This is a genomic window from Pseudarthrobacter cremeus (assembly GCF_051857465.1).
Classification (GTDB): Bacteria; Actinomycetota; Actinomycetes; order Actinomycetales; family Micrococcaceae; genus Arthrobacter.
The window spans coordinates 321,553-341,981 of the sequence record NZ_JBPZHC010000004.1 but is presented as its reverse complement, the minus strand read 5'-3'; the positions used below and the strand labels follow the sequence as shown (position 1 = coordinate 341,981).

The 20,429-nt window shown below is 64.2% G+C and carries 19 protein-coding genes and 1 tRNA gene; 13 read left to right on the top strand and 7 right to left on the bottom strand.

What is annotated here, in order from left to right; translation table 11 throughout:
* Nucleotides 1-8: 8 nt before the first annotated feature.
* The 4 genes from ACS5PJ_RS10130 to ACS5PJ_RS10115 form a co-directional block, all read right to left on the bottom strand.
* Nucleotides 9-1,034: an ATP-dependent 6-phosphofructokinase gene (locus tag ACS5PJ_RS10130; RefSeq protein WP_108599746.1), complete on the bottom strand. Its 1,026-nt coding sequence runs from the start codon at nucleotides 1,032-1,034 to the stop codon at nucleotides 9-11.
* Between the two features lie 183 nt (nucleotides 1,035-1,217).
* The gene (locus tag ACS5PJ_RS10125) at nucleotides 1,218-1,475 is read right to left on the bottom strand and encodes a PspC domain-containing protein (protein ID WP_439434743.1); all 258 of its coding nucleotides are present in this window, start codon (nucleotides 1,473-1,475) and stop codon (nucleotides 1,218-1,220) included.
* Between the two features lie 3 nt (nucleotides 1,476-1,478).
* Complete coding sequence (locus ACS5PJ_RS10120; RefSeq protein ID WP_439434742.1) at nucleotides 1,479-1,727, bottom strand: hypothetical protein; 249 nt, start codon at nucleotides 1,725-1,727, stop codon at nucleotides 1,479-1,481.
* Nucleotide 1,728: 1 nt separating this feature from the next.
* Nucleotides 1,729-3,306, bottom strand: coding sequence for a PspC domain-containing protein (locus ACS5PJ_RS10115; RefSeq protein ID WP_439434741.1), 1,578 nt, complete (start codon nucleotides 3,304-3,306; stop codon nucleotides 1,729-1,731).
* Nucleotides 3,307-3,430: 124 nt separating this feature from the next.
* On the opposite strand from ACS5PJ_RS10115, the gene ACS5PJ_RS10110 reads away from it, so the two are divergent.
* Both ACS5PJ_RS10110 and ACS5PJ_RS10105 read left to right on the top strand, forming a co-directional pair.
* Nucleotides 3,431-4,930, top strand: a complete 1,500-nt coding sequence (locus ACS5PJ_RS10110) for an ATP-binding protein (RefSeq protein ID WP_439434740.1) — start codon at nucleotides 3,431-3,433, stop codon at nucleotides 4,928-4,930.
* On the top strand, nucleotides 4,927-5,637 hold the full coding sequence (locus ACS5PJ_RS10105) for a LuxR C-terminal-related transcriptional regulator (RefSeq protein WP_439434739.1): 711 nt from the start codon (nucleotides 4,927-4,929) through the stop codon (nucleotides 5,635-5,637). Before ACS5PJ_RS10110 ends, ACS5PJ_RS10105 begins: the two co-directional genes overlap by 4 nt.
* A 158-nt stretch (nucleotides 5,638-5,795) precedes the next feature.
* Here the strand turns inward: ACS5PJ_RS10105 and ACS5PJ_RS10100 are convergent, their stop codons facing one another.
* Entirely contained in the window at nucleotides 5,796-7,013 is a 1,218-nt protein-coding gene (locus ACS5PJ_RS10100; RefSeq protein WP_354146227.1) for a pyridoxal phosphate-dependent aminotransferase, read from the bottom strand.
* 275 nt (nucleotides 7,014-7,288) lie between these two features.
* Here ACS5PJ_RS10100 and ACS5PJ_RS10095 point away from each other — a divergent pair.
* The 9 genes from ACS5PJ_RS10095 to rplL all read left to right on the top strand — a co-directional run bounded on the left by ACS5PJ_RS10095 (nucleotide 7,289) and on the right by rplL (nucleotide 13,936).
* Nucleotides 7,289-7,361, top strand: a tRNA-Trp gene (locus ACS5PJ_RS10095).
* An 81-nt stretch (nucleotides 7,362-7,442) separates the two neighbouring features.
* Nucleotides 7,443-7,727 (top strand): preprotein translocase subunit SecE, encoded by a 285-nt coding sequence (gene secE, locus ACS5PJ_RS10090; protein ID WP_439434738.1) that lies wholly within the window; start codon nucleotides 7,443-7,445, stop codon nucleotides 7,725-7,727.
* A 119-nt stretch (nucleotides 7,728-7,846) separates the two neighbouring features.
* Nucleotides 7,847-8,728: a transcription termination/antitermination protein NusG gene (nusG, locus tag ACS5PJ_RS10085; RefSeq protein WP_439434737.1), complete on the top strand. Its 882-nt coding sequence runs from the start codon at nucleotides 7,847-7,849 to the stop codon at nucleotides 8,726-8,728.
* Nucleotides 8,729-8,858: 130 nt separating this feature from the next.
* Nucleotides 8,859-9,290 (top strand): 50S ribosomal protein L11, encoded by a 432-nt coding sequence (rplK, locus tag ACS5PJ_RS10080; protein ID WP_024365990.1) that lies wholly within the window; start codon nucleotides 8,859-8,861, stop codon nucleotides 9,288-9,290.
* Nucleotides 9,291-9,426: 136 nt separating this feature from the next.
* A complete protein-coding gene (gene rplA / locus ACS5PJ_RS10075; protein WP_131682900.1) occupies nucleotides 9,427-10,134 on the top strand; it encodes a 50S ribosomal protein L1 in 708 nt (235 codons plus the stop codon).
* Between the two features lie 154 nt (nucleotides 10,135-10,288).
* Nucleotides 10,289-11,449, top strand: a complete 1,161-nt coding sequence (locus ACS5PJ_RS10070) for a GNAT family N-acetyltransferase (RefSeq protein ID WP_439434736.1) — start codon at nucleotides 10,289-10,291, stop codon at nucleotides 11,447-11,449.
* A gap of 8 nt (nucleotides 11,450-11,457) precedes the next feature.
* Entirely contained in the window at nucleotides 11,458-12,576 is a 1,119-nt protein-coding gene (locus ACS5PJ_RS10065) for a GNAT family N-acetyltransferase (RefSeq protein WP_439434735.1), read from the top strand.
* 293 nt (nucleotides 12,577-12,869) lie between these two features.
* Nucleotides 12,870-13,481: a 50S ribosomal protein L10 gene (gene rplJ, locus ACS5PJ_RS10060; RefSeq protein ID WP_439434734.1), complete on the top strand. Its 612-nt coding sequence runs from the start codon at nucleotides 12,870-12,872 to the stop codon at nucleotides 13,479-13,481.
* 77 nt (nucleotides 13,482-13,558) lie between these two features.
* Entirely contained in the window at nucleotides 13,559-13,936 is a 378-nt protein-coding gene (gene rplL / locus ACS5PJ_RS10055; protein ID WP_439434733.1) for a 50S ribosomal protein L7/L12, read from the top strand.
* A gap of 123 nt (nucleotides 13,937-14,059) precedes the next feature.
* On the opposite strand, the gene ACS5PJ_RS10050 is transcribed toward rplL, so the two are convergent.
* Together ACS5PJ_RS10050 and ACS5PJ_RS10045 are read right to left on the bottom strand one after the other, a co-directional pair.
* On the bottom strand, nucleotides 14,060-14,557 hold the full coding sequence (locus tag ACS5PJ_RS10050; protein WP_439434732.1) for an aminoacyl-tRNA deacylase: 498 nt from the start codon (nucleotides 14,555-14,557) through the stop codon (nucleotides 14,060-14,062).
* Nucleotides 14,557-15,756: an acetyl-CoA C-acetyltransferase gene (locus ACS5PJ_RS10045; protein ID WP_439434731.1), complete on the bottom strand. Its 1,200-nt coding sequence runs from the start codon at nucleotides 15,754-15,756 to the stop codon at nucleotides 14,557-14,559. The genes ACS5PJ_RS10050 and ACS5PJ_RS10045 overlap by 1 nt, the downstream gene beginning before the upstream one ends.
* Before the next feature lie 268 nt (nucleotides 15,757-16,024).
* Here ACS5PJ_RS10045 and ACS5PJ_RS10040 point away from each other — a divergent pair, with 268 nt between their 5' ends.
* Both ACS5PJ_RS10040 and rpoB read left to right on the top strand, forming a co-directional pair.
* Nucleotides 16,025-16,510: a hypothetical protein gene (locus ACS5PJ_RS10040; RefSeq protein WP_439434730.1), complete on the top strand. Its 486-nt coding sequence runs from the start codon at nucleotides 16,025-16,027 to the stop codon at nucleotides 16,508-16,510.
* A 319-nt stretch (nucleotides 16,511-16,829) separates the two neighbouring features.
* The gene (gene rpoB / locus ACS5PJ_RS10035; RefSeq protein ID WP_439434729.1) at nucleotides 16,830-20,348 is read left to right on the top strand and encodes a DNA-directed RNA polymerase subunit beta; all 3,519 of its coding nucleotides are present in this window, start codon (nucleotides 16,830-16,832) and stop codon (nucleotides 20,346-20,348) included.
* Nucleotides 20,349-20,429: the final 81 nt, after the last annotated feature.

The window sequence follows — 20,429 nt, the reverse complement described above, 5'->3', positions numbered from 1 at the left end:
CAGGCTGCTCAGCCGAACAGGACGGCAGCTTCGTCGTACCGGTTCTGCGGCACGGTTTTCAGCTGGCCCAGGGCCTTCTCGAAGCCCACGTGCTCAATGTCGGTGCCCTTGAGCGCCACCATGGTGCCCCAGTAGCCTTCCACCACGGAGTCGATCGCGGCCATGCCAAGCCTGGTTGCCAGCACGCGGTCAAAGGCGGAAGGAACGCCGCCGCGCTGGATGTGGCCAAGGATGGTTGCCCGGGTCTCGATTCCGGTGCGGGCCTCGAGTTCGGGGGCGAGCTGGTCTGCGATGCCGCCCAGCCGGGGCCGGCCGAAAGTGTCCAGCCCGCGCTCGGAGTGGGGGGATTCCATGTGCTCGGGCACAAAGCCTTCGGCTACTACCACCAGGGGTGCGCGGCCACGGTCGTGGGCTTCCTGCACCCACTCTGTGATCTGCTCGATGCTGACCTTCTGCTCGGGGATCAGGATGGCGTGGGCGCCCGCTGCCATGCCGGCGTGCAGGGCGATCCAGCCCACGTGCCGGCCCATGACCTCGGCGATCATGCAGCGGTGGTGGGACTCGCCGGTGGTCCTGAGCCTGTCGATGGCCTCGGTGGCGATCTGGACGGCGGTATCGAAACCGAAGGTGTAATCGGTGGCGTCCAGATCGTTGTCCACGGTCTTGGGGACGCCCACGATCTTGAGCCCCACATCGGTGAGCCGCTTGGCGGCGGCGAGGGTCCCCTCGCCGCCGATGGCGATGATGGCGTCGATGCCCAGCCGGTCCATGTGGGCTTTGATGACCTCGGGACCGCCGCCGTTCTCGAACGGGTTGGTGCGGGAGGTGCCCAGGATGGTGCCGCCCTGTTTGGCGATGCCGCGGACCATGGTGCGGGGGATATCGATGATGTCCCCCTCCACCACACCGCGCCACCCATCGAGGAAACCTACGAATTCGTGGCCGTGGATGGCGATGCCCTTCAGGACGGCGCCGCGGATGACCGCGTTCAGTCCGGGGCAGTCGCCGCCGCTGGTGAGAATTCCAATTTTCATGTCTCGGCTCAAATCCTGGTTCAGTGGGTGTACAGGCAGAGCGCCACGCTGAGCTCACCTAGATTGTAGTGGCGGGTGTGGGGTACGACACAAACCGGTGACGGTCCGTGGACAGAGAAACGCAAAGGCCCCCGCCCCGGTGTGGAGTGGTCCACGGTAGGGCGGAGGCCTTGGGCGGTTCGGTCAGGGACCGTTCAGGGACCGGCGGTTCAGGAAACCCTCAAGGGGGATGGAGTTCCGCTGGTCCGGAAGGATGAGCCAGGCGGCCAGGTAAAAGACCACAGCAGGACCGGGGAGGAGGCAGAAGAGCAGGAAGGCGATCCGGACAAATGCCACATCCACATTGAGCTTGGCGGCGACGCCGCCGCAGACTCCGCCGAGCCAGCGCTCGGGCCCGCGTTTCAGGCCGAGGCCCCTGACGATGCTGAAGAATTTGTCCATGGTTCAAGACTTCCCTGTTGCTGTCCGGTTGTCACGTTTGCGGGCCGAGAGGAGTCCCCCCACCACCAGTGCCGCACCGGCACCGATCATCAGTCCGATCAGCACATATGTGCCGTTGAGGGTGATGATTCCCAGCTGGCCGATGATGATCAGTGCGGCGAGGGCCACCACGATCAGCCCCCAGACCACCGTGCCCACCCTGGCCGTTGGTTCCGTCTGGTTCTGAACCGGGTCCGGAATAATGCTGCTCATCTCAGTTGCCTTCCTGGATAGTGACGTTGCTGACGGTGCCGTCGATCCTGATGACCAGATGGCTGCCGGGCCTGTTGGTGTTGTAGCTGCTTTCGCGGGTGGTGGTGCCGCCCCGGCGGCTGTTTCCCTCATTCAGGTTGCCTAGGGTCATGTCCGCCTTGATGTCCACCGGAACGTTGTCCGGGATGACAACAGTGACGTTGCTGGCGGTGAAATTCAGCGGAACCACGACGTCGGAACCCAGCGGCGGATTCAGCTGCAGACTGGTGAGGTCCACCTTTCCATCGCCGGCGGTGATGTCGAGGCCCTTAGTCGCCTGCTCGATGCTCACGGGTGCCCAGTCAACGCGCTGGAAGCGGACCCTGTCGCCGTCGCCCACAACATTGAAGATTCCACCGGTGACCAGCGCCACTACGGCGAAGAAGCTGAGGATGCCGGCGGTGCGGCCCCGGATTCCGGAGAGGATGATGCCGAACCCGAGGACGGCGGCGGCGCTGGCCCAGACCACCGCGTTTGCCGAATCGCCCAGGTCGATCACGTTCCCGGCGTCGAGGGCCTTCAGGCCACCGCCGACCAGCAGGGCGGCACCTACGCTGATGGCCACCGCGGGTGTGCCGGGACCGGCGGGCCGGTCCCTGGGTTCGCGTGCCGGACCATAAGGAGGCTGACCTCCGCCGGTCGGTGTTCCGCCGTACGGAGCTCCGTACGGAGTGCCGCCGTAAGGGCCGGCAGGGTTGGCCGGAGAGTACGGCGGGGTGCCCGCCGTCGTCGTATCAGCCAAGGAATGGGAGGGGCCGTACGGGGTGTGCTGGAAGCCTGCCGAACCGGCAGCGCTGCTGCCGGTGCTGCCGGTGCTGCCCGGCTGGGGGAGGTTGGTGTTCATGGGAGTTCCATTCGTGGCGCTGTTGCGCTGGACCAGGTAGTAAATGAAGAGACCGACGGCGCCCACCCAGAAGAGCGTCCACAGGAAGGGGCCGAAGCCGCGGTCATTCCAGCCCCAGAAGCCGCCGCCAAGGCCGGTCAGCCCGAGGATGGTGGTTATCAGGGAGCCGGTCATGCCGCTGGACCACCGCCCGGCGCTGGCTTCCTGGACGTGGATGCGGCCGTCCGGCTCCGGGAGGAACGCCCAGGCCAGGCCGTACAGGAGGACGCCGATTCCGGCGAAGATGGTCAGGACGATGAAGATGCCGCGGACGATCAGCGGGTCCACGCCCATCCGGTAGGCGATGCCGCTGGACACGCCACCGATCCACCGGTCGCGTCCTCGCACGATGCCGTGACTGCGGATCCAGGGGAAGAAATCGGTCGGCTGGCCGGGTGCCTTCGCCCCGGCGTACTGGTTCGGGTAGGGGCCGGAATGCTGCCCGGCGGACGGGCCGGCGCTCTGGCCCGCGCTCTGGCTGGCGTACTGGCCGGGGGCGGCGGCCGGCGGGGTGTCGGGCCCGTCGCCCTGAGGCGTGGCTTCCGTGGAGTCCTGCGGCGCTGCAGGCGGGGGAGGCAAAAGCGGTTCGGTGGGACGGGGCGTGGGGACGGGCTCCGTGGGCTGGCCGTCGTCGGGGGTGGGGGTCTGCGAGTTCATACTTCGATCCTCCGCTCCGGGCACCTCCGGCTCTACTGGGGAACACCCTGATCCGCCCCTGAGATCCCCCCGGTTAGGGCGCGATCCGGGTCCGGGCAACCCTGATCCGTGCTTGGATTGATCCATGAACCCCGTCCTCACCCGCCCGCCCCTGGTGCGCAGCAGCGACCGCATCATCGCAGGCGTATGTGCTGGCCTGGCGGCCCATCTGGGCTGGCCGGTCAGGACGGTCCGGATCGCCATGGTGGTGGCGTCACTGGCCGGCGGTGCGGGCGTGGCGTTCTATGCCTGGCTCTGGATCATGGTGCCCACCGCCGATGAGAGCGCCCGGCGCAACGCCCGCCGCCCGGCGTCGGTCATTGCACCCGCCGTGAGCCAACCCCCAGGCGCCGCCAGCGGCCTGTGGATGGCTCCGACCCATGCGGCCGCTGCGCCTCTCCGGACCACGGCCGACGCCGGTGCTGGCGCCGGTTATCCCGGCAGCTTTGGTGCCGGGCCTGCTTCCGCACCGGCCGCTGGCTCTGCCGGGCCCGCCCCTGCCGGTCCTGCCGGCGGAACCTACGCGGCTGACGGTTCGATGGCCGCGGCGGGGTACCCAGGCGTTGTGCGTCAGCCATGGTTTGCGGACCGGGGGATGCGGTACGGCAAGGAGATCCTCCTTGGTGCCGGCCTGCTCCTGGTTGCCGGAATCCTGATTGCCCAGCTCCTGGGCGTCGATGTGCCGCTGGGAACCCTGATTCCCGCTGCTGCTGTGCTTGGCGGTGCCTCCATAGCGTGGATGCAGCTGGACGAGACGCGCCGGGCCGGGCTGGTGGACAAGACGAAGGCCGATCAGGCCGGTGGCTGGGGCCGGCTCGCCGCGGGACTGGCACTGGTGGTGGCCGGCGTCCTGGTGATGGTGTCCGGCTCGGGGTCGTGGGAACAGACCTGGCTTGCCCTGCTGGCCTCCGTTGCGGTGCTCGGCGGAGTGGTGCTGGTGCTGCTGCCCTGGGCCTTGAAGTTCTGGCGGGAGCTTGAAGCCGAGCGCGCCGGAAGGGTCCGTGAAACGGAGCGGGCAGAAATCGCGGCGCACCTGCACGACTCGGTGCTGCAGACCCTCGCCCTGATCCAGCGCCGGGCCGGAAACGAGCATGACGTTGTCCGCCTGGCCAGGGCTCAGGAACGCGAGCTCCGGGGCTGGCTCTTCCAGGATCCGGGCAAGGACGCGGGGCAGCTCTCGGACCGCATCAAGGCCGTGGCCGCAGAAGTGGAAGACTTCCTCGGCAACGCTGTTGAGGTGGTGAGCGTGGGTGACACGGCCATGACCGAAGCCCACGAAGCCCTCGTCCAGGCCAGCCGTGAGGCCATGCTCAACGCGTCCCGGCACGGCGGCGGGTCCGTCTCCGTGTACTTGGAGGTCTCCGGAGACGGCACTGAAGTTTTCATCAAGGACCGCGGCCCTGGATTCGATTTGCAGGACGTTCCCGAAGACAGGCTGGGCGTCAGGGAGTCCATCATCGGCCGGATGAGGCGGCACGGCGGCGCGGCCTCGATCACCAGCACTCCGGAAGGCACCGAAGTGAGGCTTCGCATGCCGGCGGGGTTGCCGGGGGCACAGTCCGACAAAGCGGAAGGGAAATCATGAGCAACATCCAAGGAGCCGGAGCCGGAGCAGGAGCAGGAGCAGGAGCAGGCCCGGTCCGGCCTGCCAAGTCAGTAAGGGTGGTGATCGTGGATGACCATGCCATCTTCCGCTCCGGGCTCAAGGCGGACCTCGACGAGAGCATCCACGTGGTCGGCGAGGCGGCAACCGTGGAGCAGGCCATCGCCGTTATCGCCCAGGAACGGCCCGAGGTGGTGCTCCTGGACGTGCACCTGCCGGGCGGACTCGGCGGCGGAGGGAGGGAAGTCATAGCGGGCTCCGCATCCTTGCTGGCCACCACCAAGTTCCTGGCGCTCAGCGTGTCGGATGCCGCTGAGGACGTGGTGGCGGTCATCCGCGCAGGCGCCCGCGGCTATGTCACCAAGACCATCTCCGGTGCCGAGATCACCGATGCCGTCTTCCGGGTGGCGGGCGGCGACGCCGTGTTTTCTCCGCGCCTTGCCGGGTTCGTGCTCGATGCCTTCGGAACCGCGCCGGCCGACATCGCCGACGAACTGGACAAGCTGTCCGCCCGCGAACTCGAAGTCATGCGCCTGATCGCCCGCGGCTACAGCTACAAAGAAGTGGCGAAGGAACTTTTCATCAGCATCAAGACGGTGGAAACCCACGTGTCGGCGGTGCTCCGCAAACTCCAGCTCTCCAGCCGGCACGAGCTCACAAAATGGGCCGCCGAGCGCCGTCTCCTCTAGCCCGCGCCCACCCCCACTGCCAGACGCTCTTTCATTTCCTGCCGCTTAAACGCGGACGCTCTCTCACTTGATGCCGCTTAAGCGCGGACGCTCTTCCACTCTCCTAAAGAAAGTGAAAGAGCGTCCGCGGTTTTCGTGCAGGAAGTGAGAGAGGGTGCCTACTTGGCCTTGCCCAGGAAGTCCTGGAGGCGGGCCACGCCGGTGGCGAGGTCATCGTCCCCCAGCGCGTAGGAGAGCCGGAGGTACCCGGAGGGGCCGAATGCCTCGCCCGGCACAACGGCCACCTCAACCTCGTCAAGGATCAGCGCAGCCAACTCAGCAGAGGTCGACGGCGTCGCGGTGCCTGCCGCCGTTGGGAATTCCTTCCCCAGCAGCCCGCGGACGTCCGCGTAGACATAGAAGGCACCCTTCGGCGTCGGGCATTCAACGCCTTCGATGGCGTTGAGTCCGGCGACGATCGCCTTGCGGCGGCGGTCGAAGGCGACCTTCATCTCGTCGACGGCGGTCAGCGGGCCGGAGACTGCAGCGAGGGCCGCGATCTGCATGATGTTGGAAACGTTGGAGGTCGCGTGGGACTGCAGGTTGGTCGCGGCCTTGATGACGTCTGCCGGGCCGATCATCCAGCCAACACGCCAGCCGGTCATCGCGTAGGTCTTGGCGACGCCGTTGAGCACCACCACTTTGTCACCCAGCTCGGGAGCCGCGGTGGCGATGGACGTGAAGGGCACGCCGTCGTACGTCAGGTGCTCGTAGATCTCGTCGGTGACCACCCACAGGCCCTTGGCGGCGGCCCACTTGCCGATCTCCGCAACCTGCCCGGGCGAGTAGACAGCACCGGTCGGGTTGGACGGCGACACGAACAGCAGGACCTTGGTCCGGTCGGTGACGGCAGCTTCCAACTGGTCCACCGTGACCAGGTATTCCTGCTCCGGGCCTGCGAACACCTCAACGGGGACACCGCCGGCGAGCCGGATGGCCTCCGGGTACGTGGTCCAGAACGGGGTGGGCATGATGACTTCGTCGCCCGGGTCCAGCAGAGTGGCGAACGTGTTGTAAACAGCCTGCTTGCCGCCGTTGGTCACCAGGACCTGGGACGGTTCCACGGCATAACCGGAGTCGCGCAGAGTCTTCTCGGCGATGGCCTTCTTCAGTTCAGGCAGGCCGCCGGCGGGGGAGTACCGGTGGTACTTGGGCTGGCCCGCGGCTTCGATGGCCGCCTTGACGATGTAGTCGGGGGTGGGGAAATCCGGCTCACCTGCACCAAAGCCAATGACCGGACGCCCAGCTGCCTTCAGCGCCTTGGCCTTGGCGTCAACGGCCAGGGTGGCGGATTCGGCAATTGCGGAAATGCGCTGGGAAACGCGGGCGGCAGACATGGCAGGGTCCGTTCTTCGCTTGCAGCCCGAAGGCTGAATGGTGGAATTCGACGTGACCTACTCTATGCTGTTCAGCGGATCGTTCGGATTGCCGGCGTGGATGTGACTGCAGGTCAGGACACCCCCGAAAGGCAGGAAGAGCGGCCCGGAACGAGGCTGGTTCGACGTACACGCAGTTGTTGCGTAGACTGGTTCTCCGGTGTTGAAAACACGGATGATGGCGTGCGCCCCAGTGAAAACTGGCGGATAACGCGGGATTCTGTTTTTTGATCCATAGGGTAGTGGCGCAATTGGTAGCGCAGCGGTCTCCAAAACCGCAGGTTGCAGGTTCGAGTCCTGTCTGCCCTGCGCAAGCTGCCCCGGCGTAAAGCCGGGGCAAGCGCAGCAACCATGGTTCTGATCAGAGCCGGGTAATCCAACATTGCAAAGATGAGTGAGGACCAGGTGACCGAAACAGCTGCCAGCAGCTCCAAGGGCCGCCCAGCTAAGAAGGCCGCCAAGGCAAACTTCTTCGCTCGCATTGCACTCTTCATCCGCCAGGTCATCGGCGAACTGAAGAAGGTTGTAGCACCAACCCGCAAGGAACTGATCAATTACACGCTCGTGGTGCTGGTGTTTGTGGCCATCATGATGGTCATCGTCAGCCTGCTGGACATCGGTTTTGGATCCGCTGTCGGTTGGGTCTTCGGCGGGATCGCTCCCGGGGACCGCTAGGGCGAATCGTCCGCAGGCCGCGTGCCCCCTTCCGGGTAACTGGAAAGGGAATCCACGCCGGTTTGCGGAATTGAGCCATTTAAATAGGCATGTTAGGCAATGAGGAAGCAGGAGACCAAGTGTCTGAGCAGGAGCTCGAGGTAACCGAGACTGGGCTGGAAGAGCCCACGGACAACACGGCGGCCGCCACGGCTGAAGCCAGTGAAGAGTCCGAGGTTGAGTCCGCTGCGCCCGAATCTGCCGACGCCGATTCCGACGACGATTCAGAGGCCGCTTCTGACGCTGCGGCGGATGCCGCTTCAGAAGACGACGACGATGAGGCTGACGACGCCGAAGCAGGCGCCGCTGAGGCCGACGCGTCTGAGGCCGACGCCCTGGCCGCCGCGGCCGCAAAGGCTGAGGTTGATCCGGCCGACGAATTCAAGGCCAAGCTGCGTCGCCAGGAAGGCGACTGGTACGTCATCCACTCCTACGCCGGTTACGAAAACCGCGTGAAGGCCAACCTTGAGACCCGCATCCAGACCCTGGACATGGAAGATTACATCTTCGAAATCCAGGTTCCCATGGAAGAGGTCGTTGAGATCAAAAACGCTCAGCGCAAGGTCATCAACCGCGTCCGCATCCCCGGCTATGTGCTGGTCCGCATGGACCTGACGGACGCCTCCTGGGGCGCCGTCCGCCACACCCCCGGCGTCACCGGCTTCGTGGGCAACGCCCACAACCCCGTGCCGCTGCGCCTTGACGAAGTCTTCTCCATGCTGGCCCCGGTCTTCGAAGAAGAGCAGGCCGAGAAGGGCAAGCCCGTCAAGCACGCTGCCGCTCCGGTTGATGTCGACTTCGAGATCGGCGAGTCCGTCATCGTCAAGGAAGGTCCGTTCGAGACCCTCCCCGCGACGATCTCCGAGATCAAGGTGGAATCCCAGACCCTGGTGGTCCTGGTGTCCATCTTCGAACGCGAAACCCCGGTTACCCTGGCGTTCAACCAGGTCAGCAAGATCTAGTAACCAGCACAGAATTCGTTCCGGACTGCCCGCTTAGCAGCCCCGGAACGGCCGGTCGCCTCGCCATGGCGGCCAACAACCTGAGGCACGCTCCTGTGCCCCAGGAAGATATTGAGAGAAGGACCTTACATTGGCTCCCAAGAAGAAGGTCACCGGCCTCATCAAGCTGCAGATCCAGGCAGGCGCCGCTAACCCGGCCCCGCCGATCGGTCCTGCGCTTGGCCAGCACGGTGTCAACATCATGGAATTCTGCAAGGCGTACAACGCTGCCACAGAAGCCCAGCGCGGAAACGTCATTCCCGTGGAAATCACGGTCTACGAAGACCGTTCCTTCACGTTCATCACCAAGACTCCGCCGGCCGCGGAGCTCATCAAGAAGGCTGCAGGCGTTGCCAAGGGTTCACCCACCCCGCACACCGTCAAGGTTGCCAAGCTGACCCAGGCCCAGGTCAATGAGATCGCCACCACCAAGATGGAAGACCTCAACGCCACCAGCCTCGAAGGCGCAGCGAAGATCATCGCCGGTACCGCCCGCTCCATGGGTATCACCGTCGAAGGCTAAAAAGCCTTCCCCGTCGGGAAACCGGCACCACTGAAACATTGAAATGTTGGCACCCGGATAAATCAGCCGGATGACCAACTTGTGGCAGGGCCCAGCGCGGTCCGCAGACCACAACTGCACAAGGAGAAACAGCAGCATGGCAAAGCGCAGCAAAGCATATGAGGCAGCAGCCGCCAAGATCGACGCGGAGAAGTTCTACGCGCCGTTCGAGGCAGTAACCCTCGCCAAGGACACCAACCCGTCCAAGTTCGACGCCACCGTTGAGGTCGCCTTCCGTCTCGGCGTTGACCCGCGTAAGGCTGACCAGATGGTCCGCGGCACCGTCCTGTTGCCGCACGGCACCGGCAAGGTCTCCCGCGTCCTCGTTTTCGCAACGGGCGACAAGGCTGAGGCAGCAATCGCTGCCGGCGCCGACTTCGTTGGTTCCGATGACCTGATCGAAAAGATCGCAGCCGGCTGGACCGACTTCGACGCCGCCGTCGCCACCCCTGACCTCATGGGCAAGGTTGGCCGCCTCGGTAAGGTCCTGGGCCCGCGTAACCTGATGCCGAACCCGAAGACCGGCACGGTTACCGCCGACGTCGCCAAGGCTGTCAACGACATCAAGGGTGGCAAGATCGACTTCCGCGTCGACAAGCACTCGAACCTGCACTTCATCATCGGCAAGGTTTCCTTCGATGCCCTGAAGCTGGCCGAGAACTACGCAGCAGCACTGGAAGAGGTCCTTCGCCTGAAGCCGTCCGCTTCCAAGGGCCGCTACATCCAGAAGGCCACCGTTGCCACCACGTTCGGCCCCGGCATCTCCGTGGACCCCAACGTCACCAAGGTTCTGACCGAGGTCTAATCCTCCACCAGTTCCCTGCCGGATCCGTCCGGCACAACCAAGGACCGCCCGGCATTCCGCCGGGCGGTCCTCCGGTTTAACAGGGGCTTCCTGGAAGTTGCTTTCCATGAGGCCGGACCCTCGACTAATCAGTGCGGGTGGCTAGGCTGGGGGAATGACGGGTCAGCAGCTGGAGATCACCGCCGTCGCAATTCCTTCAACGCCCGACGCCGGGACATACCAGGGTGCCCCCGGCGCCGGCGATGCAGCCCGCGTTGCCGGCCGCCAAGCGGAGATCGCGCGGGGGGTCAGCGGCCTCCCCGAATACCAGGCGCTGCGCGAAGCGCATGAACTGGAAAGGTGGGGCGACCTGGACCGCTGTCCCACCCTCAGCGAGAGCCTGGAATACTGGCGCGGCAGCGATTACGAGGAGAGGCAGCTTTTTATAGCACGGCTGGGCCAGGAAACGATTGGCGCCTGCACCGTCACGCTGCCCCTGCGTGAGAACACGAACACGGCGGGAATCTCAGTGGACGTGGCCGCGGCTCACCGGCGCCGGGGGTGGGGCCGCCGGCTTCTTGAGCACGCCGAGGCCGTTGCCGTGCGGCGGGGCAGGACTTCCCTTGATGCCTACTGCGAGGTACCGGCAGAGCCGGTGGACGATGCAGCCAGGTTGCTGCCCGCGAAGTCCGGGGCGGGCGGCCTGCCGGCTGATGACCCCGCGGTGGCTTTTGCCGCCAAAGCAGGCTACGAGCTTGAGCAGGTGGAAAGAGCCAGCCGCCTGGCCCTTCCCGTGGACCGGAACCACCTGGAATCCCTCGAAACGGAGGCGTCCTCCACGGCACGCGGTTACGTCGTGGCGGGCTGGGGAGACATTTGCCCTGGCGAACTTGTGGACCAGTATGCGGCGCTCAAAGTGCGGATGAGCTCCGACGTACCCATCGCCGGGCTGGACTGGGAGGCCGAGGTCTGGGATTCAGCCAGGGTGCGCCACGAGGAACAGGCGAACATCCGCAGCGGCCTGCAAAGCCAGGTCGCTGCGGCACTGCACCGGACAAGCGGCGAACTCGTTGCCTACACGGTTCTGAACTGGCGGCCGGGGGTACCCGGGTCCATCACCCAGCAGGACACGCTGGTGGTCGCCGAACACCGGGGGAACCGGCTGGGCCTCCTGATCAAGGCTGCGAACCTGCGGGCGGCCCGGCAACGCTGGCCGACGGCACGTTCGGTGCTGACGTGGAACGCGGTGGAAAACCGGCATATGCTGGCGATCAATACGTTGCTTGGCTTCAAACCTGCTGGTTATGAGGGCGAATGGCAGAAACGGCTGGGATGATGCCCCTTATGGCAAAAGATGTACGGATCGAGCAACTATGGATCCCGGACTCACTGGACGCGCCGGAGGCGTCGGATTTCCTGGCCGCCGTCGAGGTGGGCCGGAAGGTCAGGATGCAGACCTGGGGGAGCGATGACCTGGCGTACACGCCACTGGAGAAGCTCCTGGAGTTGGCGGATCCGTATGAGCGCCAGATTATTCTCGTTGCCAAGGTTGAAGGCCAGATCGTTGGGACCGTGGACATTGCCCTGCCGCTGACGGACAACCTGGACGTTGCCGAATTCACGCTGGACATCCTGCCCGAATTCCAGCGGCAGGGCGTGGGCCGCAAACTGCTGCACGAGGCCGAACACCTGGTTCGAAGCGAGGGCCGCACGTCCATCCTGGTTGACACCAACCACCCCGGGGCCTCCTTGCACGAGTTCGAGAAGGCCCAGCTGGTACCGGGTTCCGGTCAAGGGTTTGTGCCGCTGGAAAGCCGCGAGGTCGAATTCGCCCAACGGACCGGCTACACCCTGCAGCACATTGAGCAGTTCAGCTCCTGCGCCCTGCCCCTGGACACCAAGCTGGTGGCCGATCTCCAGGCGGAGGCCGATGAAGCCAACAACGGCCGCTACCGGCTCCACCACTGGACCGACCGCTGCCCCGCTGAGTGGCTCGAAGCCGTCGCCGTCCTCGAGAACCAGGCGGGCGCCGACGTCGACCCTGCCCTTGAGACTCCCGTCGAGCAGGACATGGTGTTCGACGGCGCCATCCTCCGCGAGGCGGAAGAGGTCACCATCGCCCAGGGACGGCGGACAGTGGTCACCGCCGTCGAGCACCTCGCCAGCGGTTCCTTGGTGGGCCTGACCACCATCAGCGTCCTGGCCCACCGCCCCGACGTGGTCTTCCAGGATGACACCCTGGTGCTGCAGGGGCACCGCGGTAACAAACTGGGCCTGCTGATCAAGCTGGCCAACATGGAGCGGCTCACCGAGCAGTTCCCTGATGCCCGCGTCATCTACACCTGGAACGCGCCGGAGAACAGGTACCTGCTGACGGTCAACCAGCAGCTCGGCTTCACCACGGCCGGTGTGACGGGGATCTGGCAGAAAGAGCTCCCGTCCCTGAAGTCAAGCGTCAGCTGAGGCCGATTTGGTTGGACGGCGGCACGTCCCGTAAGCTTGAACTACCAAAGACCGTCGGTTGTTGGAAATCCACTCCCTTGAGCAAGGCTCAATTCTGCAGTTCTGCGCGGGGGATTGAAGTGGCTTTCCGGACGAAGGACCCTCACGCAGGGCGGCCGGCGCAGGTGAACGAAGCAAAGCTCCACGGAATACCCGTGTTGAGCCAAGCCCCGTGCATCTGCGCGGGGCGTTTTTTTGTTTTAGCGATCCTGAGGGGACCGTCGAATACCGGCACTATCCCCGGAAGGAGGGTTATGGCAACGCCTACAAAGGTTTCAGCAGTAGCTGAGATCACTAACGATTTCAAGGAATCGAACGCCGCTGTCCTGACCGAATACCGTGGGCTCACCGTTGCACAGCTCAAGCAGCTGCGTGTTTCTCTCGGCCAGGACACCAAGTTCTCGGTCGTCAAGAACACCCTGACCGCCATTGCAGCCAAGGAAGCCGGTGTTGAAGCATTCAACGACCAGCTCTCCGGCCCCACTGCAATCGCGTTCATCAAGGGTGACGCAGTTGCCGCTGCCAAGAGCCTGACGGATTTTGCCAAGACCAACAAGCAGCTGGTTATCAAGACCGGTTACTTCGAGGGCAAGGCACTGAACGCAAGCGAAGTTGCTGCCCTGGCAGCACTCGAGTCCCGCGAGCTGCAGCTCGCCAAGGTTGCAGGCATCCTCAAGGCTCCTGCTGCCGCGGCCGTGCGCATCATTGACGCTCTGCGCCTCAAGCTTGAAGAAGAGAACGGTGCACCGGCAGCTGCCGAGGCTCCTGCCGCTGAAGAAGCTCCCGCTGACGAGGCTCCGGCCGAAGAGGCTCCCGCCGCAGAAGCTGAGGCTCCCGCCGAAGCTCCCGCTGCCGAAGAGAAGTAGTTTCTCTTTACCCACCAGACTCCGGTGTGAAAATGCGGCTGAGGCTGTTGAACACCACTATAGGAAGGACGCCAACCATGGCGAAGCTCACCAACGAAGAGCTCATTGAAGCTTTCAAGGAACTGACCATCATCGAGCTCTCCGAGTTCGTCAAGCTCTTCGAAGAGACCTTCGAAGTTACCGCTGCTGCGGTTGCTGTTGCAGGCCCCGCCGGTGGCGGCGCCGCAGAAGAGGCTGAAGAGCAGACGGAATTCGACGTCGTTCTCGAAGCTGCCGGCGACAAGAAGATCGCAGTGATCAAGGAAGTCCGCGCCATCACTTCCCTGGGCCTCAAGGAAGCCAAGGACGTTGTCGACAGCGCTCCGAAGGCTGTTCTCGAAGGCGTCACCAAGGAAGCTGCCGAGAAGGCAAAGGACCAGCTCGAAGCTGCCGGCGCCCGCGTTACCATCAAGTAACTCACGCTGCTTCACGAAAACCCCGTCCACTTCGGTGGGCGGGGTTTTCTGCTTTAACTCCAACGCAGGGTCACTTTCGGCCCTTAAAATCGCCGTTATCGGGCGTTAGGTGACCCCGCGTTGCTAGGTCGGGTCGCTGATGTCCGCCACCACGGCGCCCAGCGCCGAGGTCAAGGCGTCGGCATCGACGAAAGCGCTGTAGCCGTGTTCGCCGGCGCCCATGGAGATCCGGCGCCCTGCGATGGCAGCGTCCGCGTAAACGGGCCACGCCGTGGTGCTGCCCAGCGGGGTGATGGTGCCGCGCTCGTAGCCCGTGGCTTCCAGCGCGACGTCGGCCGGCGGCAGCGAGAGCTTGTTGACCCCCAGCAGATTCCGGAGCTTAGGCCAGGAGATCTGGCGGTCGCCCGGGATGAGCGCGAACAGGAAGGACCCGTCCTTGTGCTTGACCACCAGGGACTTCACGATCTCCGCGGGGGTGATGCCCAGGATCCCGGCTGCCTCCTCAAGGCTTTTGGCCGCAAGGCGCTCGACGAGCTGGACCTCCAGGCCGCGCGCCGCGGCGTCAGCCAGGAATCTCTGGCGCCCGACGGCGATGCTTCCGCCACCGGCCTGCGCCACCATCAGTCCCGGTACAGCAGCAGGGCTTCGCCCTGCCCGCCGCCTCCGCACAGGGAGACCGCGGCTTTGCCGCTGCCGCGCCGTTTAAGCTCATGGGCCGCGTGCAGGGCCAGCCTCGCGCCTGATGCGCCGATCGGGTGGCCCAGGGCAATGGCGCCGCCGTGGAGGTTGCACTTCTCCAGGGGGTAGTCCAGATCCTTGAGGGACTGCACGGCCACGGACCCAAAGGCTTCGTTGATCTCGATGAAGTCCAGGTCGGCAGTACTCCACCCTGCCCGTCCCAGGGCCTCCTTGATGGCATTTGACGGCTGGGAATGCAACGAATTGTCCGGTCCGGCCACCTGCCCGGGCTTTCCGATGACGGCCAGGTATTCCAGGCCGTTCTCCTCGGCAAACCGGCGCGATGCCAGCACCAGGGCGGAGGCGCCGTCGGACAGGGGGGATGAGTTGCCCGCAGTGATGGTCCCGTCCGTGACGAACGCGGCCCGGAGGCCTGCGAGGGACTCGACCGAGGTGTTGGGCCGGACGCCTTCGTCGGCGGAAACGATGATGGGATCGCCCTTGCGCTGCTTGACGCTGATCGGGGCGATTTCGTCGTCGAAGATTCCATTCTTGGCCGCAAGTGCCGCCCGCTGGTGCGACTGCGCTGCCACGTTATCCTGCGAGGCGCGGTCGATGCCCAGGCTGAGGTTCTTGGTTTCGGTGGACAGGCCCATGGACTGACCGTCGAAAGCATCGGTGAGGCCGTCGTGGGCAGCCACATCAAGGGCCTGGATGGCACCGTAGGTCCAGCCTTGCCTGGAGCCGGGCAACAGGTGCGGGGCGCGGGTCATTGATTCCTGCCCGCCGGCCACCACCACGGTGGCATCGCCGCTGCGGATCAGCCGGGCCGCGTCAATCACGGCGGTCAGCCCGGACAGGCACACCTTGTTGATGGTGACCGTGGGAACGTTCCAGCCGATGCCGGCACCGATGGAGCTCTGTCGGGCCGGGTTCTGGCCGGCGCCCGCCTGCAGCACCTGGCCCATGATCACGGCGTCAACCTGGCCGGCGTCAATGCCGCTCGCTGCGATCGCGGCCTTGATCGCGTGTGCACCGAGTTCGACGGCGGTGAAGCTTGCCAGCTGCCCGTTCAGCCGGCCCTGTGGCGTGCGCGCCCCGGCAAGGATGACAACGTCAGTGTTGTCTGTGGAATTGCCCATGGTTATCTCTTCCAACCCTTTGTTGTTCTTCATCTGAAACGATCTTGCCCAAGGCTATCGTGAGCACCGTCACCTAACTATCCAAACGTCCAAGCGGCAACGTGCATTCCGGCCCCGCGGCAGGTGGGCCCTTAGGGGAGAACTACCCATGCAGCGGATGTGCGCTGTGAGGCCGGCCTGCGTAGGGTGGACGGCGACGACTCTGCCGGAACATACAACGCTGGACAGACAACGCAGTACACCTATGGAATAAACAGGGAGCAGCATCTTGAAGACAATCCTCGCAGCGGCAGCCGTTGCCTGCCTCGCTGGACTTACCGCCTGCAGCGTCTCCACTCCCGCTCCGGAGAACACCACCACTGCAGCTGCCCCCGCCACGTCCACCCCCGCAACCTCCCAGGCATCGCCGTCGCGGTCATCCACGGCCCGGACTTCCACAGCCTCAGCGGCGCCACAGGCCGGCGGCGTCAAGACGGCCTGCGAGCTGTTCAATTCGCTCTACGTGCAGTACCGGGCTGCAGCGAATGACGCCGACGCCTACGAGGACGTTTACCGCGCGGCGCGCGATGCCAAGGATGACTACTCCGGGAACCTGAAGGGGCTGTTTGCGTCCCTGGGCGCCCTCGCCATTGACCACTCCTCGGCTGTGGACACCGGTGGACAGCCGGACCAGAAATCCAAGGATGCCGTCCGGGACGCTGTCTTCGCGAACGCTGGAGCCTGCACCGCTGAGGGCGTTACGCTGACGCTCTGACCCGTCCGGGAGCCCTTGTTCCCTCGGCTTTAGCGGTCAAAAAATCGGTGCTTGCAAAAGGTACGGATGTGGGGTAGACACGTTAATGGTTTTGCCGTATCGTAGATATTTGCGTCTTCCCTGTTTACCTTCAGCCTTCATATAGCGGTGGGCTTTGCCTGGCAGCTGACTATTAACGTGCCGTCAACAACGTCACACAGTAGTCAGACCGGGCCCCGGGTCATATAGCGGAACCGGATGGTAGCACTGCAGAGACACTCTGCAGGGTGCACAGCGGGGGAGATCTGAAAACGCCTGAAGGTCTGTGGAAGGATCCCTCTTGGTCGCCTCGAGCACCTCTAATGTAAATAACACTGCCACCGCTATCGCATCAAACACCACTGATGGTGCCACTCGCCGGCTCTCATTCGCAAAGATTCACGAACCTCTTGACGTTCCGAATCTGCTTGCCCTGCAGACGGACAGCTTTGACTGGCTGGTCGGCAACGAACGCTGGCAGGCACGCGTAGCGAAAGCCGTCGAAGAAAACGATCTCAGCGTCGCCACTTCGTCCGGACTCTCGGACATCTTCGAAGAGATCTCCCCGATCGAGGACTTCCAGGGCACCATGTCCCTGAGCTTCTCCGATCCGGAGTTCGCTGATCCCAAATACACCATGGCCGAATGCAAGGACCGGGACGCTACGTACTCGGCTCCGCTGTATGTCAAGGCCGAGTTCATGAACAACAACACGGGCGAAATCAAGCAGCAGACCGTGTTCATGGGTGACTTCCCGCTGATGACCGAGAAGGGCACCTTCGTCGTCAACGGCACCGAGCGTGTCGTCGTCTCCCAGCTGGTCCGTTCACCGGGCGCCTACTTTGAGCGCACCGCTGACAAGACCAGTGACAAGGACATCTTCACTGCCAAGATCATCCCGTCCCGCGGTGCATGGTTCGAACTCGAGATCGACAAGCGCGACCAGGTCGGCGTCCGCCTCGACCGGAAGCGCAAGCAGTCCGTCACGGTTCTGCTGAAGGCCCTCGGCTGGACCGAAGGCCAGATCCTCGAAGAATTCGGCCAGTACGACTCCATGCGCGCAACGCTGGAGAAGGACGCCACCGAAACCCGCGAAGACGCCTTGCTTGACATCTACCGGAAGCTGCGACCAGGCGAGCCGCCCACAGTTGAGGCTGCCCAGTCCCTGCTGGACAACCTGTACTTCAACTCCAAGCGCTACGATCTGGCCAAGGTCGGCCGTTACAAGATCAACCGCAAGCTTGGCATCGACCGCTCCCTTGGCGACAAGGAAGCTTCGGTCCTCCACGTTGAAGACATCGTGGCCATGATCAAGTTCCTCGTTGCCCTGCACGCCGGCGAAAAGACCCTCACGGGCAAGCGCGACGGCCAGGACCACGAGCTCCGCGTCGAGATCGATGACATCGACCACTTCGGCAACCGCCGCATCCGCGCCGTCGGCGAGCTCATCGAGAACCAGGTCCGCACCGGCCTGTCCCGCATGGAGCGCGTTGTCCGCGAGCGGATGACCACGCAGGACGTCGAAGCCATCACGCCGCAGACCCTGATCAACATCCGCCCGGTTGTTGCAGCCATCAAAGAGTTCTTCGGAACTTCCCAGCTGTCGCAGTTCATGGACCAGAACAACCCGCTCTCGGGTCTGACCCACAAGCGCCGTCTGTCCGCGCTTGGCCCGGGTGGTCTGTCCCGTGACCGTGCAGGCATGGAAGTCCGAGACGTTCACCCGTCCCACTACGGACGTATGTGCCCCATTGAAACCCCTGAAGGCCCGAACATTGGCCTGATCGGTTCGCTGGCTTCCTACGGCCGCATCAACCCGTTCGGCTTCATCGAGACCCCTTACCGTCTCGTCTCCGAAGGCGTTGTCTCCGATGAGGTCCAGTACCTCACCGCCGACGACGAAGCAGAGGTCCTGATCGCACAGGCCAACGCCCCGCTGGATGAGAACAAGAAGTTCGCCGAAGAGACCGTCCTGGTCCGCGCCCGTGGTGGTGGAGGCGAGCCTGTGCTCGTTCCCGCCGGCGAGGTCGAGTTCATGGACGTTTCCCCGCGCCAGATGGTGTCCGTGGCTACGGCCCTGATCCCGTTCCTGGAGCATGACGATGCTAACCGCGCGCTCATGGGTGCCAACATGCAGCGCCAGGCTGTGCCGCTGGTCCGTTCCGAGGCCCCGTTCGTGGGCACCGGCATGGAGCGCGCCGCCGCCGTCGACGCCGGTGATGTCACCATCGCCAAGAAGGCCGGTGTGGTTACCGAGGTCTCCGCTGAGCTGGTTATCGTGCTCAACGATGACGGTACGGAAACCAACTACCGCATCAACAAGTTCGCACGCTCCAACCAGGGCAACTGCTACAACAACCGTGTCCTGGTCAACGAAGGCCAGCGCCTCGAGGTCGGCGGCATCATCGCTGACGGTCCGGCAACGGACCAGGGCGAGCTCGCCCTCGGTAAGAACCTGCTCGTGGCATTCATGTCATGGGAAGGCCACAACTTCGAGGACGCCATCATCCTCTCGCAGCGCATTGTTGCCGAGGACGTTCTTTCCTCCATCCACATCGAGGAGCACGAGATCGATGCCCGCGACACCAAGCTTGGTGCCGAGGAAATCACCCGTGACATCCCCAACGTGTCCGAGGAAGTCCTGGCAGGCCTGGACGAGCGCGGCATCATCCACATCGGTGCCGAAGTTGAAGCCGGCGACATCCTGGTCGGAAAGGTCACCCCGAAGGGTGAAACCGAACTGACCCCGGAAGAGCGCCTGCTGCGTGCCATCTTCGGTGAGAAGTCCCGCGAAGTGCGCGACACCTCCCTGAAGGTTCCGCACGGCGAGTCCGGTACGGTCATCGGCGTGCGCGTCTTCGACCGCGACAACGACGACGAACTGCCCCCGGGCGTGAACCAGCTGGTGCGCGTCTACGTGGCCGCCAAGCGCAAGATCACCGACGGCGACAAGCTCGCCGGCCGCCACGGCAACAAGGGTGTTATCTCCAAGATCCTCCCGATCGAGGACATGCCCTTCCTTGCCGATGGCACCCCGGTTGATATTGTCCTGAACCCGCTGGGTGTTCCGGGCCGTATGAACGTCGGCCAGGTGCTTGAAACGCACCTCGGCTGGGTTGCCAAGACCGGTTGGAAGATCGAAGGCGAGCCCGAGTGGATCAAGCAGCTGCCGAACCTGCCCCGCGAGAGTGGCTCCACCACTGTTGCAACGCCGGTGTTCGACGGCGCCCGTGAAGAAGAAATCACGGGCCTGCTGGACTCCACCAACGTAACCCGCGACGGCGACCGCCTGATCAACTCCTCAGGCAAGACCCGCCTGTTCGACGGCCGCTCCGGCGAGCCGTTCCCGGATCCGATCTCGGTCGGCTACATGTACATCCTGAAGCTCCACCACCTGGTGGACGACAAGATCCACGCACGCTCCACCGGCCCGTACTCCATGATCACGCAGCAGCCGCTGGGTGGTAAGGCACAGTTCGGTGGCCAGCGCTTCGGTGAAATGGAAGTGTGGGCGCTCGAAGCTTACGGCGCCGCCTACACGCTCCAGGAACTCCTCACGATCAAGTCTGATGACATCCATGGTCGTGTGAAGGTCTACGAAGCGATCGTCAAGGGCGAGAACATCCCCGAGCCGGGCGTTCCTGAGTCCTTCAAGGTCTTGATCAAGGAAATGCAGTCGCTGTGCCTGAACGTGGAAGTACTCTCCACGGACGGAACCACAATTGAAATGCGTGACTCTGATGACGCAGTCTTCACGGCTGCGGAAGAACTGGGCATCGATCTGTCTCGTGCAGAGCCCAGTTCCGTAGAAGAGGTTTAGCAGGGGGTGTACCGGGAAAAGCAAGCGGCACCGCCGCGCTGACTTTTCCCGGTACGCCACCTCCCTCATCCCGCACCCAAG

What these genes read in the sequence shown, in the direction of transcription:
- ACS5PJ_RS10130 (WP_108599746.1), bottom strand. Translation starts at nt 1,034, where the DNA reads ATGAAAATTGGAATTCTCACCAGCGGCGGCGACTGCCCCGGACTGAAC.
- ACS5PJ_RS10125 (WP_439434743.1), bottom strand. Translation starts at nt 1,475, where the DNA reads ATGGACAAATTCTTCAGCATCGTCAGGGGCCTCGGCCTGAAACGCGGG.
- ACS5PJ_RS10120 (WP_439434742.1), bottom strand. Translation starts at nt 1,727, where the DNA reads ATGAGCAGCATTATTCCGGACCCGGTTCAGAACCAGACGGAACCAACG.
- ACS5PJ_RS10115 (WP_439434741.1), bottom strand. Translation starts at nt 3,306, where the DNA reads ATGAACTCGCAGACCCCCACCCCCGACGACGGCCAGCCCACGGAGCCC.
- ACS5PJ_RS10110 (WP_439434740.1), top strand. Translation starts at nt 3,431, where the DNA reads ATGAACCCCGTCCTCACCCGCCCGCCCCTGGTGCGCAGCAGCGACCGC.
- ACS5PJ_RS10105 (WP_439434739.1), top strand. Translation starts at nt 4,927, where the DNA reads ATGAGCAACATCCAAGGAGCCGGAGCCGGAGCAGGAGCAGGAGCAGGA.
- ACS5PJ_RS10100 (WP_354146227.1), bottom strand. Translation starts at nt 7,013, where the DNA reads ATGTCTGCCGCCCGCGTTTCCCAGCGCATTTCCGCAATTGCCGAATCC.
- secE (WP_439434738.1), top strand. Translation starts at nt 7,443, where the DNA reads ATGAGTGAGGACCAGGTGACCGAAACAGCTGCCAGCAGCTCCAAGGGC.
- rplA (WP_131682900.1), top strand. Translation starts at nt 9,427, where the DNA reads ATGGCAAAGCGCAGCAAAGCATATGAGGCAGCAGCCGCCAAGATCGAC.
- ACS5PJ_RS10070 (WP_439434736.1), top strand. Translation starts at nt 10,289, where the DNA reads ATGACGGGTCAGCAGCTGGAGATCACCGCCGTCGCAATTCCTTCAACG.
- ACS5PJ_RS10065 (WP_439434735.1), top strand. Translation starts at nt 11,458, where the DNA reads ATGGCAAAAGATGTACGGATCGAGCAACTATGGATCCCGGACTCACTG.
- rplJ (WP_439434734.1), top strand. Translation starts at nt 12,870, where the DNA reads ATGGCAACGCCTACAAAGGTTTCAGCAGTAGCTGAGATCACTAACGAT.
- rplL (WP_439434733.1), top strand. Translation starts at nt 13,559, where the DNA reads ATGGCGAAGCTCACCAACGAAGAGCTCATTGAAGCTTTCAAGGAACTG.
- ACS5PJ_RS10050 (WP_439434732.1), bottom strand. Translation starts at nt 14,557, where the DNA reads ATGGTGGCGCAGGCCGGTGGCGGAAGCATCGCCGTCGGGCGCCAGAGA.
- ACS5PJ_RS10045 (WP_439434731.1), bottom strand. Translation starts at nt 15,756, where the DNA reads ATGGGCAATTCCACAGACAACACTGACGTTGTCATCCTTGCCGGGGCG.